Source organism: Lentzea guizhouensis (assembly GCF_001701025.1).
Classification (GTDB): domain Bacteria; phylum Actinomycetota; class Actinomycetes; order Mycobacteriales; family Pseudonocardiaceae; genus Lentzea; species Lentzea guizhouensis.
On record NZ_CP016793.1, the window covers coordinates 1,894,145 to 1,907,333 of the forward strand.

General features: G+C 70.7%; 11 protein-coding genes. 5 read left to right on the forward strand and 6 right to left on the reverse strand.

Features of this window, described 5'->3' with window-relative positions; translation table 11 throughout:
- The first annotated feature begins 158 nt into the window (after positions 1-158).
- Positions 159-791 carry an O-methyltransferase gene (locus tag BBK82_RS09495; protein ID WP_065914667.1) on the forward strand — a complete coding sequence of 211 codons (633 nt, stop codon included), beginning with the start codon at positions 159-161 and terminating at the stop codon, positions 789-791.
- A 212-nt stretch (positions 792-1,003) separates the two neighbouring features.
- Here BBK82_RS09495 and glgC read toward each other — a convergent pair whose 3' ends face one another.
- Positions 1,004-2,218, reverse strand: coding sequence for a glucose-1-phosphate adenylyltransferase (glgC, locus tag BBK82_RS09500; protein ID WP_065914668.1), 1,215 nt, complete (start codon positions 2,216-2,218; stop codon positions 1,004-1,006).
- Positions 2,219-2,302: 84 nt separating this feature from the next.
- Between glgC and glgA the strand changes: the two genes are divergently transcribed.
- Positions 2,303-3,445: a glycogen synthase gene (gene glgA / locus BBK82_RS09505; RefSeq protein WP_249762086.1), complete on the forward strand. Its 1,143-nt coding sequence runs from the start codon at positions 2,303-2,305 to the stop codon at positions 3,443-3,445.
- Positions 3,446-4,774: 1,329 nt separating this feature from the next.
- On the opposite strand, the gene BBK82_RS47380 is transcribed toward glgA, so the two are convergent.
- Positions 4,775-6,019, reverse strand: a complete 1,245-nt coding sequence (locus tag BBK82_RS47380) for an MFS transporter (protein WP_071812562.1) — start codon at positions 6,017-6,019, stop codon at positions 4,775-4,777.
- A gap of 52 nt (positions 6,020-6,071) precedes the next feature.
- Between BBK82_RS47380 and BBK82_RS09520 the strand changes: the two genes are divergently transcribed.
- A complete protein-coding gene (locus BBK82_RS09520; protein WP_335618065.1) occupies positions 6,072-6,959 on the forward strand; it encodes a LysR family transcriptional regulator in 888 nt (295 codons plus the stop codon).
- Here BBK82_RS09520 and BBK82_RS09525 read toward each other — a convergent pair.
- The 4 genes from BBK82_RS09525 to BBK82_RS09540 form a co-directional block, all read right to left on the reverse strand.
- On the reverse strand, positions 6,932-7,948 hold the full coding sequence (locus tag BBK82_RS09525) for a toll/interleukin-1 receptor domain-containing protein (protein WP_065914672.1): 1,017 nt from the start codon (positions 7,946-7,948) through the stop codon (positions 6,932-6,934). The two genes, BBK82_RS09520 and BBK82_RS09525, sit on opposite strands and share 28 nt — an antisense overlap.
- The gene (locus BBK82_RS09530; RefSeq protein ID WP_065914673.1) at positions 7,926-9,524 is read right to left on the reverse strand and encodes an amidohydrolase family protein; all 1,599 of its coding nucleotides are present in this window, start codon (positions 9,522-9,524) and stop codon (positions 7,926-7,928) included. Before BBK82_RS09530 ends, BBK82_RS09525 begins: the two co-directional genes overlap by 23 nt.
- Positions 9,525-9,604: 80 nt before the next feature.
- The gene (locus BBK82_RS09535; RefSeq protein ID WP_335618066.1) at positions 9,605-11,023 is read right to left on the reverse strand and encodes a leucyl aminopeptidase family protein; all 1,419 of its coding nucleotides are present in this window, start codon (positions 11,021-11,023) and stop codon (positions 9,605-9,607) included.
- A gap of 165 nt (positions 11,024-11,188) precedes the next feature.
- A complete protein-coding gene (locus tag BBK82_RS09540; RefSeq protein WP_065914675.1) occupies positions 11,189-11,356 on the reverse strand; it encodes a DUF3117 domain-containing protein in 168 nt (55 codons plus the stop codon).
- A gap of 209 nt (positions 11,357-11,565) precedes the next feature.
- On the opposite strand from BBK82_RS09540, the gene BBK82_RS09545 reads away from it, so the two are divergent.
- Both BBK82_RS09545 and BBK82_RS09550 read left to right on the forward strand, forming a co-directional pair.
- Positions 11,566-12,363 (forward strand): PaaX family transcriptional regulator, encoded by a 798-nt coding sequence (locus tag BBK82_RS09545; RefSeq protein WP_065914676.1) that lies wholly within the window; start codon positions 11,566-11,568, stop codon positions 12,361-12,363.
- On the forward strand, positions 12,363-13,160 hold the full coding sequence (locus BBK82_RS09550; protein WP_065920937.1) for an enoyl-CoA hydratase-related protein: 798 nt from the start codon (positions 12,363-12,365) through the stop codon (positions 13,158-13,160). Before BBK82_RS09545 ends, BBK82_RS09550 begins: the two co-directional genes overlap by 1 nt.
- The last annotated feature ends 29 nt before the right edge of the window (positions 13,161-13,189 follow it).

A 13,189-nucleotide genomic window follows, 5' to 3' on the forward strand; every position in this document is an offset into this window, starting at 1 on the left:
GGGGCCGGCATGTTCCCGTCACGAGCCTGGCTTCTTGCTTCTGTACCTTCTCCTGCCCGGTTTAAACGATCGTGAGAGTGGGCTGAGAGCACCCTGAGAATCTCGGTTCGGGCCGCGTTCACCCGTTTTGGGCACGAGTGGCACTAGCCTGCGTGCTTGTGACCCCGGAATCGGCCCTGCGGGAGTACGTCGAGCAGTACCTCCCCGAGGACGACGTGCACCTCGAAGCGCGCGCACGCGGCGAACAGCTGGGCTGCGTGCCCATCGGCGCGGGCGGCGGCGCCGCCCTCAGGTTCCTCGCGACCGCCCTGCAGGCGAAGGCGGTCGTGGAGATCGGGACGGGCGCGGGCACCAGCGGCCTCTACCTGCTCTCCGGCATGCCCAAATCCGGCGTGCTGACGTCGATCGACGTCGCCCCCGAACACCAGCGCGCCGCCCGCGAGGCCTACGCGGCCGCCGGCATCTCGCCGTCGCGGACCCGCCTGATCATGGGCAAGGCGCTGGAGGTCCTCCCCCGCCTCACCGACGCGGCCTACGACCTGGTCTTCGTCGACGCCTACAAGCCGGAGTACCCGCAGTACCTCGAACACGGGGTGCGGATGCTGCGGCCGGGCGGCGTCATCGCGTTCGACAACGTGCTGTGGCACGGCAAGGTCGTCGACCCGAAGGTCAAGGACGAGTCGACCCAGGCGATGCGGGAGATCGCGCGCTCGTGCCGGGACGACCCGCGCCTGGTGCCGGTGATCCTGCCGCTGGGTGACGGCCTCCTGGTCGCCGCCCGCCGTCCCTAGCAACCACACGGCCACTCGCGCGCGTCCCTGAGAACGCACGCGGGGACCTTTCGTACTCTCCTGCCGCACGCGGGGACCCTTCGTGCGATCCCCGCATGCGCGGATTACCTGCGCGTGCAAGAGGTCACGCGGGAGTCCCGCGTGACCTTCAGGGGAACGCAGGGGCCCCGCGTGGCGCCGGAAGGGAACGTGGGGCTCCCGCGTGACGCGAGCTAGTAGGCGCGGACGCCCTTGCCGAGGACGGTGACGCCGCTCGCGGACACCGTGTAGCGCTCACGGTCCATCGGCGCGTCCACGCCGATCAGCGCGCCGTCGGGCACCACGACGTTCTTGTCCAGGATCGCCCGCCGCACGACCGCGCCCTTGCCGATGCGCACGCCCGGCAGCAGCACCGAGCCCTGCACGACCGAGCCGACCTCGACCGTCACGTCCGAGGAGATCACCGAGCCGTGGATCTTGCCGGAGATGATCGAGCCGGGGCCGACCATCGAGTCCTCGGCGGATCCGCCGGCGATGAACTTGGCGGGCGGCAGCGGCGGCGTGGCGGTGCGGATGGGCCACAGCTGGTTGTAGAGGTTGAAGATCGGGTGGACCGAGACCAGGTCCATGTGGGCGTCGTAGTAGGCGTCGATGGTTCCCACGTCGCGCCAGTAGCCGCGGTCGCGGTCGGTGGCGCCGGGCACCTCGTTGTCCTGGAAGTCGTAGACGTGCGCCTTACCGCGGTCGACGAGCATGGGGATGATGTCGCCGCCCATGTCGTGGTCGGAGTCCGGGTTCAACGCGTCCCCGCGCAGCGCGTCGAGCAGCGCCTCGGTCGTGAAGACGTAGTTGCCCATCGAGGCGAACGTGACGTCCGGGTCGTCCGGCACGTGCGGCGGCTCGGACGGCTTCTCCAGAAAGCGGGTGATCTTGCCGGACGCGTCCGAGTCGATGCAGCCGAAGGCCTTGGCCTCGGTGCGCGGCACGCGGATGCCGGCGACGGTCACGGCCGCGCCCGACTCGACGTGCTGCGAGATCATCTGCGCCGGGTCCATCCGGTACACGTGGTCGGCACCGAAGATGACGACGTGGTCCGGCTTCTCGTCGTGGACGAGGTTCAGCGACTGGAAGATCGCGTCGGCCGAGCCGGTGTACCAGCGGGGGCCCAGGCGTTGCTGCGCCGGGACCGGGGTCACGTACTGACCGAGCACATTGGACAGGCGCCACGTCGTCGAGATGTGGCGGTCCAGCGAGTGCGACTTGTACTGCGTCAGCACGCAGAGCTTCGCGAGCCCGGCGTTGACCAGGTTCGACAGCACGAAGTCGACCAGCCGGTAGTTGCCCCCGAAGGGCACAGCCGGTTTCGCGCGGTCGGCCGTCAACGGCCAGAGGCGCTTGCCTTCACCACCGGCAAGCACAATTCCGAGAACGTGCGGCTGCCCCTTCACAACACGTGACCCTATCCGTGCGATCGTTTTCGAACCAGACGCAAAGCGGCTCGTCCCAACAAGTACGTCCGTGATCTACGGTGGGTGCGTGCGAGTTGCGCTCATGACGCGGGAGTACCCGCCGGAGGTCTACGGCGGCGCTGGTGTGCACGTGGGATTCCTCGTGCCGCACCTCAGAGAGCTCTGCACTGTTTCGGAGCGCCCAGAGGGGACGCGACGGCGCACAACCCTCCCCACTCTCTCGAGCAGGCAAACGCGGCGTTGACCACACTTGCGGTTGATCTCGAAATGGCTGCCGCAGTGTCCACGGCGAACCTCGTGCACTCGCACACCTGGTACGCGAACATGGGCGGCCACCTCGCGAAACTCCTGCACGGCGTCCCGCACGTGGTCACGGCGCACTCGCTGGAGCCGCGCCGGCCGTGGAAGGCGGAGCAGCTCGGCGGCGGGTACCGGATCTCGTCGTGGGCGGAGCGGACCGCCTATGAACACGCGGACGCGGTCATCGCGGTCAGCGAGGGCATGCGCACGGACGTGCTCGACGCCTACCCGGCGCTCGACCCCGCGAAGGTCCACGTCGTCCGCAACGGGATCGACTCCGTGGCGTACCACCCCGTTTCCGAGACCGACGCCCTGACGTCTCGTGGGATCGATCCCACGAAGCCGATCGTGGCTTTCGTGGGGAGGATCACCCGGCAGAAGGGTGTCGGACATCTCGTCGCCGCGGCGCACCAGATCTCGCCGGAGGCGCAGATCGTGCTGTGCGCGGGCGCGCCCGACACGCCGGAGATCGCCGAGGAGACCCGGCTCGCGGTGAGTGAGCTCGCGGCGGCGCGCGAGGGCGTCTTCTGGATCCAGAAGATGCTGCAGCCCGCCGAGGTCCGGCAGATCCTCAGCCACGCGACGGTGTTCGTGTGCCCGTCGGTCTACGAACCGCTCGGCATCGTGAACCTGGAGGCGATGGCGTGCGGCACCGCGGTCGTCGCGTCGGACGTCGGGGGCATCCCCGAGGTCGTCGCGCACGGTGAGACCGGGCTGCTCGTTCACTACGACGAGCAGGATTTGTCGACATATCGACTGCAACTGAGTGAGTCGATCAACTCACTCATCGCTGATCCGGAGCGGGCGCAGAGGTTTGGCGCAGCTGGTCGCAAGCGGGCTGAGCAGGAGTTCTCCTGGGCCGCGATGGCGGAGCAGACGGTCGAGGTCTACCGCAGTGTGATTTGAGCCACACTCGTCCGGGGCAACCCCGAAGTGTGAACGCCGCCTTTAACCAGTAGTGACATTTCGGTTCCAACTGGTGAGGGGCGCGAGGACTGTGCGTGCTGCGGTGCTGGGTCTGGCGGTCCTCCTGGTGACAACCGGGTGTGCGACAGCCCCGCAGGCCGGACAGCCTGCGCCGACGCTCACGATCGGCGGCAAGAAGCTCGCCGGGGCCTCTGACCTGCAGTCGGAGGCCGAGGCGCAGATCTCCTTCACGCTCGAGTACGGCTACGTGGCGCGGGCCGGCGCGGCGGCGGTGAGCTGCTGGTTCGCGAAGACCGGTGTCGACGGCGAGGTGGACCAGCGGCTGTGGTGCGGGCCCGTCCAGGTGCCGGGCACCGGCGCGTCCACCGACTGGGTGCCCGTGCCGATCAAGGAGGTCACCAAGTCCGACGACGAGGTCCGCTACGAGGTGCAGTCGCCGCAGGTGCCGGAGAGCGGCAACCGCAGCACCCCGGTCGGCACGCTGGTCCGCACCGACGGCAAGCAGTTCGACCCGGGCAAGCAGCAGGACCTGACCGCGGGCAAGGACTTCCTCGCCGTGCTGCCCGACGACGGCAAGCGGTCGAACTCCGATCTCGGACTCGGTGACATCGATGTCAAGGTGCGCGACGACCTGCTCGCCGCCGCCGTGACGGGCTGGGCGAACCCGGACCTGTGGCACACCTCCGACGGCACCGTCCGCGCCGAGGACGGCGTGCGGCTGCGCGTGCTGCGGATGAAGGTCGAGAAGCTGAACGAGACCGACAGCGGCTACCTGCGCACGAACTGGCAGGGGTTCGCCCCGCAGCCCTCCGAGCTCGCGCTGGAGCTGCCGGGCAAGCGCCAGGTGCTCCCGCAGGACCGGCTGCCGGCCAACGGCTCGGTGTTCGTCGTCTACACCGTGCCGGACCCGCAGGCGGGCACCGAGACGCTGGCGCTCGGCACGCTCGGCACCAAATCGCTCGAACAGCGCGTCGAGGTCCCCTCCGGCAAGCGCGGCGAGAACCCGCCCGCCGTGCTGCTGCGCGCGGCCGGTCCCGCGCACTTCCAGGAGCAGACCCAGAAGTTCCGGCTCGCCGCGTTCGCCATGGGCATGAAGGTCACCGGGATCAAGCTCGGCAGGCAGCGCCCGGTCAAGCTCGGCCAGAGCCAGTACGACGTCGCCACGACCTCCGCGCCGGACAAGGCACTGCTGGAGGTCCGGCTGGAGGCCACCGGCGACGTGCCGGACACCGCGGGCGGCCTGATGACCAAGGACCTGATCACCGTGACGCTGCCGGACGGCTCGACCGCACCGCAGGTCGGCGCCCGCTACGACGGCGGCCCGCTGCCGTTCGCGGTCGTGGTGGAGATCCCGGCGGACACCCGCTCGGTCTCGGTGGGCCTGGTCGACGGCAACCCGGACCTGCCCCGGCTCGGCAAGGTCGCCCTCGTGCCGGTCGACCAGCGCCTCACGCTCGCGTTGGAGTTCTGAACGAGCATGGCGGCCAACGCCAGCCAGCCGAGGACCACCGCGACCAGTCCGCCCCAGCCCCACTCGCCGAACGCCGTGCTGCCGGCCGTGCCGCCGACGCTGCTGCCCACGTAGAAACCGAGCAGGTAGAGCCCGGACGCCTGACCGCGGGCATGGTCCGGAGCGCGCGCACCGACCCAGCCGCTGGCCGTGGCGTGCGCCGCGAAGAACCCGCCGGTGACGACCGCGAGCCCGAGCGGCACCCACACGAGGCTCGCCAGCGCGCCGAGCGCCAGGACCCCGATGCAGGCGAGCAGCACCCGCCCGCGCCCGAACCGGTCGGCGAGCCGGCCCGCGAACGCCGACGCCACGCTGCCGACGCCGTAGAAGAGGAAGACCAGCGACTCGAGCCAGGTCGGGCCGCCGAGCTGGAAGCCGACGACGTTGTAGAACGAGATGAACGAGCCGACCAGCAGCACCGACACCGCGTAGAGCGAGAGCAGCACGGGGTCTTTGAGCGCCGCCTTCATCGCCTTCGGTGCGCGCTTCGGCCGGTTGCTCGCCGGTGGCAGGAAGAACACCACCACAGCCGCCGCGACCAGCCCGAACACCCCCGCCGCCAGCAACGACCCGCGCCACCCCAGCCAGTCCGCCGTCAGACCGGACACGAGCCGCCCGAGCATCCCGCCCGCGCTGTTGCCCGCGATCATCGCGCCCATCGCCGCACCGAGCCCGCCGTTGTCGAGCTCGTCCGCGAGGTACGCCATCGCCGCCGCCGGCACCCCGGCCACCGCCGCCCCCTGCAGCACGCGCAGCACCAGGAACACGTCGAAGTCCGGCGCGAACGGCAACGCGAACCCGATCACCCCGGCCAGCAGCACGCTCGTGACGATCACCCGCCTGCGCCCGACCCGTTCCGACAACGCCGCGACCGGCACGACCACCAGCGCGAGCGCGATCGTGGACGCCGAGATCGCCAGCGACGCCCCACCGGGCCCGAGCCCGTACTCGTGCGCGATCAGCGGCAGCACCGGCTGCGGCGCGTAGAGCAACGCGAAGCCGGCGAGCCCGGACGCGGCGACGGACGCGGTCAACCTGTTCACGCTTCCGACGCTAAGCCATACGTCCAATACGGAAATGGGCCAGAATCGATCCGTGGACGAATTGGACCTGGCCCCGAAGCTGGCGGTGCTGAAAGCGCTTGCCGCCGACGAGCACGTGACCCGCGCCGCCGAACGCGTCGGCCTTCCCCAGCCCACAGTCAGCCGCTGGCTGGCCGAGCTCGGCGACGCGCTCGGCTCGCCGGTGGTGGTGCGTTCCGGTCGTCGCGTCCGCCTCACCCGAGCCGGCCGCCTGCTCGCCGAGGCCGCCACACGCTCGTTGGCCGCCCTGGAACCGGGCCTGCGCGAGGTCGAGGAGGAGCTCGACCCGGAGAAGGGCCGCGTGGTGCTCGGCTTCCTGCACATGCTCGGCCGCTCGGTCGTCCCCGAACTGGTCCGCGGCTTCCGCGCCGAACACCCGCACGTCCGCTTCGGCCTGGTCCAGAACGCACGCCAGAGCGTCGTCGACAAGCTCGTCGCCGGCGAGATCGACCTGGCACTGGTCGCGCCACCGCCTACGGGTCCCGAGTTCGTCTCGGAGGTGCTGTTCGAGCAGGAGCTGATCATCGTGGTGCCGTCGACGCACCGGCTGGCGGAGCGCAGGTCGGTGCGGCTGCGGGACCTGGCGGACGAGGACTTCATCGTGCTGGAGCACGGCTACGGACTGCGGCAGATCACCGACGACATGTGCGCGGAGGCCGGGTTCACACCCCGGATCGCCTTCGAGTCGCAGGAGATCGAGACCGTGCGCGGGCTGGTGGCGGCGGGGCTCGGGGTCGCGCTGATCACGCGGGCCGAGCTGACGGCGCCGGCGGGACTGCGCGAGGTGCCGCTGACGCCGCGGTCGGCGCGGGTGTTCGGGCTGGCGTGGCTGGCGGACCACCCGCTGCCGCCGGCGGTGCGGGCGTTCCGGGATCACGCGTTGTCGAGCAGCCGGTCGTAGGACGCGAGTTGGACGTGCACGCGGGTGGGGAGGTCGGACAGGTCTTCCTGTTCACCGCGCCGTCCATGCAGGAAGAGCACGGAGAAGTTCCACACGCCCGGCCGCCGGTGGTGAATGTTGCGCGATTCGAGCGACTTGGAGAGCTTCTCCGTCAGTGCGTGCACGAGGGGGAACTCGCCGGCACGACGTCCAGGGAGGTAGTTGTTGTACGGGCGTTCGTGGAACTCGACCTCCGGCCCGAACGCCTGGTCGACCTCGGCCAGCACGTCGGCGCCGCCTGGTCCGGTTGGCCCGAGCACGACGAACGTCATCTCGATCGGCCCGGTCATGCCGTGACGCCTGATGGTGACGAAGTCGCCCGGCAACCCTTCGATGACCCGGCCGGGCGGCACGAAGGACCCGTAGACCACCGTTGCGAGCAGGCGTCGGTGAACAGTGAGCACCTGGCGGACGTCATCGCAGCCACCTCCTGCCGCGAGCACCGCGCGGAGCGGTTCCCGGGCCGCCTCCACCACGGTGAGGCGTTCCTCCGGCGAGTCCGCCCGCGGCAGTTCGCCGACACGTTCGGGGAAAGCCGCCCGCACGAGCTTTCCCGCCACCACGTGCAGGCCACGCGCCGTGCTCACGCCCTTCACGTCCGCCAGCAACGGCGAGTACCGCGCCACGTCCGCCACATTCATGCCGTGCCACACCGGCAGCACCCGCCGATCGCCGCCCGCCGTGGCCATCAGCCCCGCCAGCTCGCGCTGCGGCCACTGCTTCGCGAAGAAAGCCTCGCTCAGCACCACCACGCCGTAGCGCGACGACCCGAGGCCGCGGTCGATCTCCCGCAGCACCGAGTCGCCGACGCGCAGCGTGAAGTCGTCGTACCAGACCGAGAACCCGACCGACTGCAGGTAGTGGGCCAGCGGGCCCGCCACGAGCCGTTTGTCCTCACTGGCGTGGCTGATGAAGAAGTCCCACTCGTCAGGGGTTCCAGCGCTGTGCACCCGACCAGGTTCGCAGGTACGACTCCGCGCCACTCAGCATGTCCGTCACCAGCTGGTCCCCGCCGATCTGCCGCACCTGCTCCACCCAGTCCGGCAGCAACCCGATATGCGCGCCGCCGTCGGTGTTGACGTCCCACACGCGTTCGCCGGTGCGTTGCCGGTCCACCAGCGGGCCGTCCGGGTAGCTGCGGAACGGGTAGGTGACGCCGGTGCGCGGGGCCGGGTGGGAGCCGACGCCGTTGTAGTCGGAGCCGAAGCCGAGGCCCACGTCGTACTTGCGGCGCAGGGCCTCGGTGGAGGCGGCCTGGGCGACGTAGCCGTCGGCGTCGTTCTCGTAGCCCGCGATGAAGCCGCCGAGCGCGTAGACCTTCTCGGTCCACTGGGCGTCCATCCAGCTGTGGCTCGACAGGATGCCGGGGTACCGGGCAGCGGAAGCCAGGTCCAGGGTGCGGCCGGCGGCCTTCACGCTCATGTGGTCGATCTCGATCATCATGTGCCTGCGCATCATGCCCTGCACCGCGTACTCGCCGAGCGCCGTCAGGCCGCGCACGTTGCAGCGCTTGGCCGGGTCGTAGGACGGCGCCACCACGGTGGCGGGGATCAGGGCGTTCGGGCCGGCGAAGCCGATCGGGTTGTCCTGCTGCGGGCCGCGGCACTGCTCGGTCTGCCACCAGGTGCCGGTGCGCAGGAACTGGCCCGCGTTGAGCACGCCGCCTTGGACGCCGGAGTCGAAGCGGACGCCGCAGAGGGCGTTGTCGAACTTGTGGCACAGGAACGCGCTGCGCACGCCGAGCGCGTAGACCTCGTCCAGGCCCCGGTCGATGTCGGCCCTGCTGCACAACGGCAGGTCGAGCAGCTGGCGGCAGCCGAAGAGCTCAGAAGTCTCGATGCCGAGGACCACCGCGAGCTTGCCGGACGCGACTACCGAGCGGGCCTGTTCGGAGGACGTGACGATGCGGAACCAGCCCTTGCCGGGGCCGCCGAACATCCGGTCGACGTAGTCCTGCAGCTGGTAGGTGCGGTGCGCCTGCAGCCGGACCGACGCCATCTCGTCGCACGGCCGGTCCTTGAACGGGTAGATCACGCACAGCTCGGCGTTGCTGGTCAGGTCGGTCACCAGGATCCGCTGGCCGCCGCGCCACGCCCGTTCCAGCCAGGCGTAGTAGTTCTGCTGGTGCGAGACGGTCGTGGACGAGGGCCAGTCGCGGAACGTCGGCCAGCCCACCGGGTCGTGGCCGTCGAAGTCCGAGGTCACCAGGGCCTCGAAGATCGCGCCGAGTCCGGCGGGGTGGTGCTCGGGGCAGTCCCGCAACGCCTCGGGGGCGCCGCCCTCGGCAAACGGCGCGCCGCAGATCAGCCGGCCGCCGAACGCCTCGTTGGTCATCAGGTGGTTGTGGGCGTCAACGAGTCCGCGCACCCGGCCCTGGCCGTCCGTTCCGCGGAACGGCTCGCCGGTCACGTTGATCTGGGAGTCCTGCGCGGGCCGGGCGACCGGTTCCCACCACGGGGTGGTCGCCACGGCGGGGGTCAGCGCGGTCAACAGCAACGAGACGGCGAGAGCCAGGCGGAGTAACACGAGTGCGCTCCTCTACGGCGTTGTGAAGGAGCTCACATCATGCCGTGGAACGCGTCCGTCTCGTATGGGCCGAAAGTCGTCTAACGCGAAAAATCTTCAGCAAGCTCCACGAGCGTCCGCGCGCCGAAACCGGTGGCTCCGGCGACGACCTCCTCGTAGACCTTCTCCGACCGGGCCGGGCCCGCGATGTCGAGGTGCGCCCACGGCACGTCGCCGGCGAACTTCTGCAGGAACAGCGCCGCGGTGATGCCGCCGGGGCCGGGCGGGCACTGCCGGTAGTCCGCGATCTCGCTGTCGACGGCCTCGACGTGCTCCTCCAGCAGCGGCATCCGCCACCACTTCTCACCGACCCGCGCGCCCGCGCCGACGACCGACCGCGCCAGGTCCGGCGAGGCCGTGAACACCGCACCCGTGCGCAGGCCGAGCGACACCTTCATCGCGCCGGTCAGCGTCGCCACGTCCACGACCAGGTCCGGCTTGAGGTTCCGCACGGCGTACGCCATCGCGTCGGCCAGCACCATGCGGCCCTCGGCGTCGGTGTTCTGCACCTCGGTGGTCGCGCCGCCGTAGTGCCGCACGACGTCGCCGGGCCGGTAGGCCGAGCCGGAGATGTGGTTCTCGGCACACGGCACGAGGCCGGTGACCCTGATCGGCAGGCCGCGCCGCGCCACGGCCATCAGCGCGGAGACCACCGCGCCGCCGCCGGCCATGTCGGTGCGCATGAGGTGCATGCCGTCGGCCGGCTTCACCGAGATGCCGCCGGTGTCGAACGTGATGCCCTTGCCGATGAACACCAGGTGCGGGCCCGCGCCGCCGTCGTAGGTCAGCTCCACCAACCGCGGCGGGCGCGCCGATCCGCCGCCGACGGCGAGCACGCCGCCGAAGCCCTGCTGCGCCAGCCACTTCTCGTCGCGCACCACGGCGGACAGGCCGGGCACCTTCTCCGCGAGCCTGGCGGCCGTCGTGGCGAGCCAGCGCGGGTCCTTCACGTTGGAGGGCGTGTTCGCGAGGTCACGGGCCAGCGAGGTCGCCGTCGCGAGCGCGTGCGCCTTCAACGCCGCCGAGGTCAGCACCTCTTCGAAGCCCTCGTCGGGCGTCACCAGCCGCAGCGAGCCGACCCGCGGGGGCGCCTCCTCGCCGGTGACCTTGAACCGGTAGCCGCCGAGCGCGGCGCCGAGCACGAACGCCCGCACCTTCTCGGCGTCGAAGTCGACGGTCAGCAGCACGTCCGCGGTCTTCGGCGCGTCGTCACCGCTCAACGCGCGCACGAGCGCCGCACCGGCCGTGCGGTAGTCGCTGGACGTCCCGGTGCCGACACCGAGCGTCCAGGCGTCGGCGGAGCGGTGCCGGACCGTCTCGCCGGCCTTGCCCGTCAGGTCAGCGGTGGCGATGCCCTCGCCACCCGGCCCGAGCGCCGGTCCGGTGCTCGTGAGCACGACGGCCGGCACGCCGCGCCGCGGCGCTTCTGCCACCTCGACCTCGACGAGCTTGGTTGGCACTGACGGAACCGTCGACCCCACGACTGGACCTCTCCCTATGCATCAACGACCGCTCATTCTCACCCAGCGCCGCGGCCGCTCGCCTCCGCCCCTGGTTGCAACAAGCGATGCCCCGGTCTCCACTGTGGAAACCGGGGCTTCACGTGTTTCTCGCCGGGATGCCTCTCAGCCGGCGGCGGCCTTCAGCGCGTCGCCCAAGGCGCTGGCCTCGTCCGCCGACATCTCGACGACGAGGCGCCCACCACCCTCGAGCGGCACGCGCATGACGATGCCGCGTCCCTCCTTGGTGACCTCGAGGGGACCGTCGCCGGTCCGGGGCTTCATGGCCGCCATCGCGTGCTCCCTCCGTCAACATCTTCCCCGTCCGGCCAGGCCGGATCTGCTCCATTCTCCCCTATCGCGACTTCAGCGCGAAACCGAACCGATCTTTTGGCGGGTTCGGGTGACTTTTGTCGATCTTCACTTGTCCCTGGTCAGTGGGTAATTTCACGACCGCGCAACACTTTCGGCACGGTCCGGCGCGGCGTGACAGACTGGGCAGGGTGCGAGCCCGTTCCGCGCTCTTCGACGTCTACGGCGGCCACCTGCGCGATCGCGGGGGCGCCGCCACCATCGCCGCCCTCGTCCGGTTGCTGGAACCGCTGGGGTTCGCCGCGCCCGCCGTCCGCACGGCCGTGTCGCGCACGGTCCGGCAGGGCTGGCTGCACCCCGTGCGGCTGCCTGACGGGCCCGGATACGCGATGACACCTCGCGGGGAACGGCGCCTCGACGAGGCCGCTGCCCGCATCTACCGCACTCGGCCGTCCACCTGGGACGGTCGCTGGCACGTGGTGGTCCTGGAGGAGATGCCGGGCCGCGACTCGCGCGACCACCTGGCCTCGGAGCTGCAGCTGCTCGGCTACGGCGCGCTGGGTCCAGTGACGTGGATCGCACCCCGGCCCTCGCCGGAGCTGACCGACGTGCTGGCCGCCGAGGAGATCTCCGCACGAACTTTTCACGGTTCACACGACGGTGAGGACGCCGAGCTCGCCGCGAAGGCCTGGGACCTGGCCGAGCTGGGCCGCGACTACGCCGCGTTCGTGGCGCACTGGCAGCCGATCGTGTCCGTTGTGGACGAATCGGACGACGCGGCCGCCTTCGCCGCCTCCCAGCAGCTGCTGCACGCGTGGCGGAAGTTCCTGTTCCGCGATCCCGGTCTTCCTGCTGAACTGTTGCCGGAGGACTGGCCGGGCCAGGCGGCAGCGTCGTTCTTCGACGAACAGACGCTGCGGCTGGCACCGGGCACGAGCCGCTTCGTCGACGAGTGCCTGCGGCCGGTCCGCAACGTTTCCACTGCTTGATGGAGGTCCGAGTGTCCGAGCTCCTCGTCGACGACGCTGGTGGAGTGCGCACGTTCACGTTCAACCGGCCGGAGTCGTTCAACGCCTTCACCGTGGGGTTGAAGGTGGCGTTCCTGGAGGCGTTGAAGGAGACGGCGGCCGATCCTTCCGTGCGCGCGGTGGTGATCACGGGCGCCGGCCGGGCGTTCTGCGCGGGCCAGGACCTCAAGGAGCACATCGGGTTGCTGCAGGCCGGTGATCCCGCGCCGCTGAACACGGTGGAGCTGCACTACAACCCGATCGTGCGCGAGCTGATCGGCATGCCGAAGCCGGTGATCGCCGCGGTCAACGGCAGCGCGGCGGGCGCGGGCGCGTCGTTCGCCTACGCGGCGGACCTGCGGATCGCGGGCGAGTCGGCGAAGTTCCTGATGGCGTTCGCGAACGTCGGCCTGACCGCGGACTCGGGTGCGTCGTGGACGTTGCCGCGGCTGATCGGGCACGGCCGCGCGATGGAGATGATGCTGCTGGCCCAGCCGGTCGGCGCCGAGGAGGCGCTGCGGATCGGCATGGTCAACCAGGTCGTGCCGGACGCCGACCTGCTGCCCACCGCGCACGCGCTCGCCGCCCGGCTGGCCGCCGGTCCGACGACGGCCTACGCGAAGATCAAGGAAGCGCTCGCGTCGGCTGCCGACGGGACGCTGGAGGACGCGCTGGAGGCCGAACGGCGCACGCAGGCCGACTGCGGCGCGACCGAGGACCACCGCGAGGCCGTGGACGCGTTCGTGACCAAGCGCGCCCCGAAGTTCACCGGCCGCTGACCCCGTCCTGGCCGCCCCGTCTGCTGTTG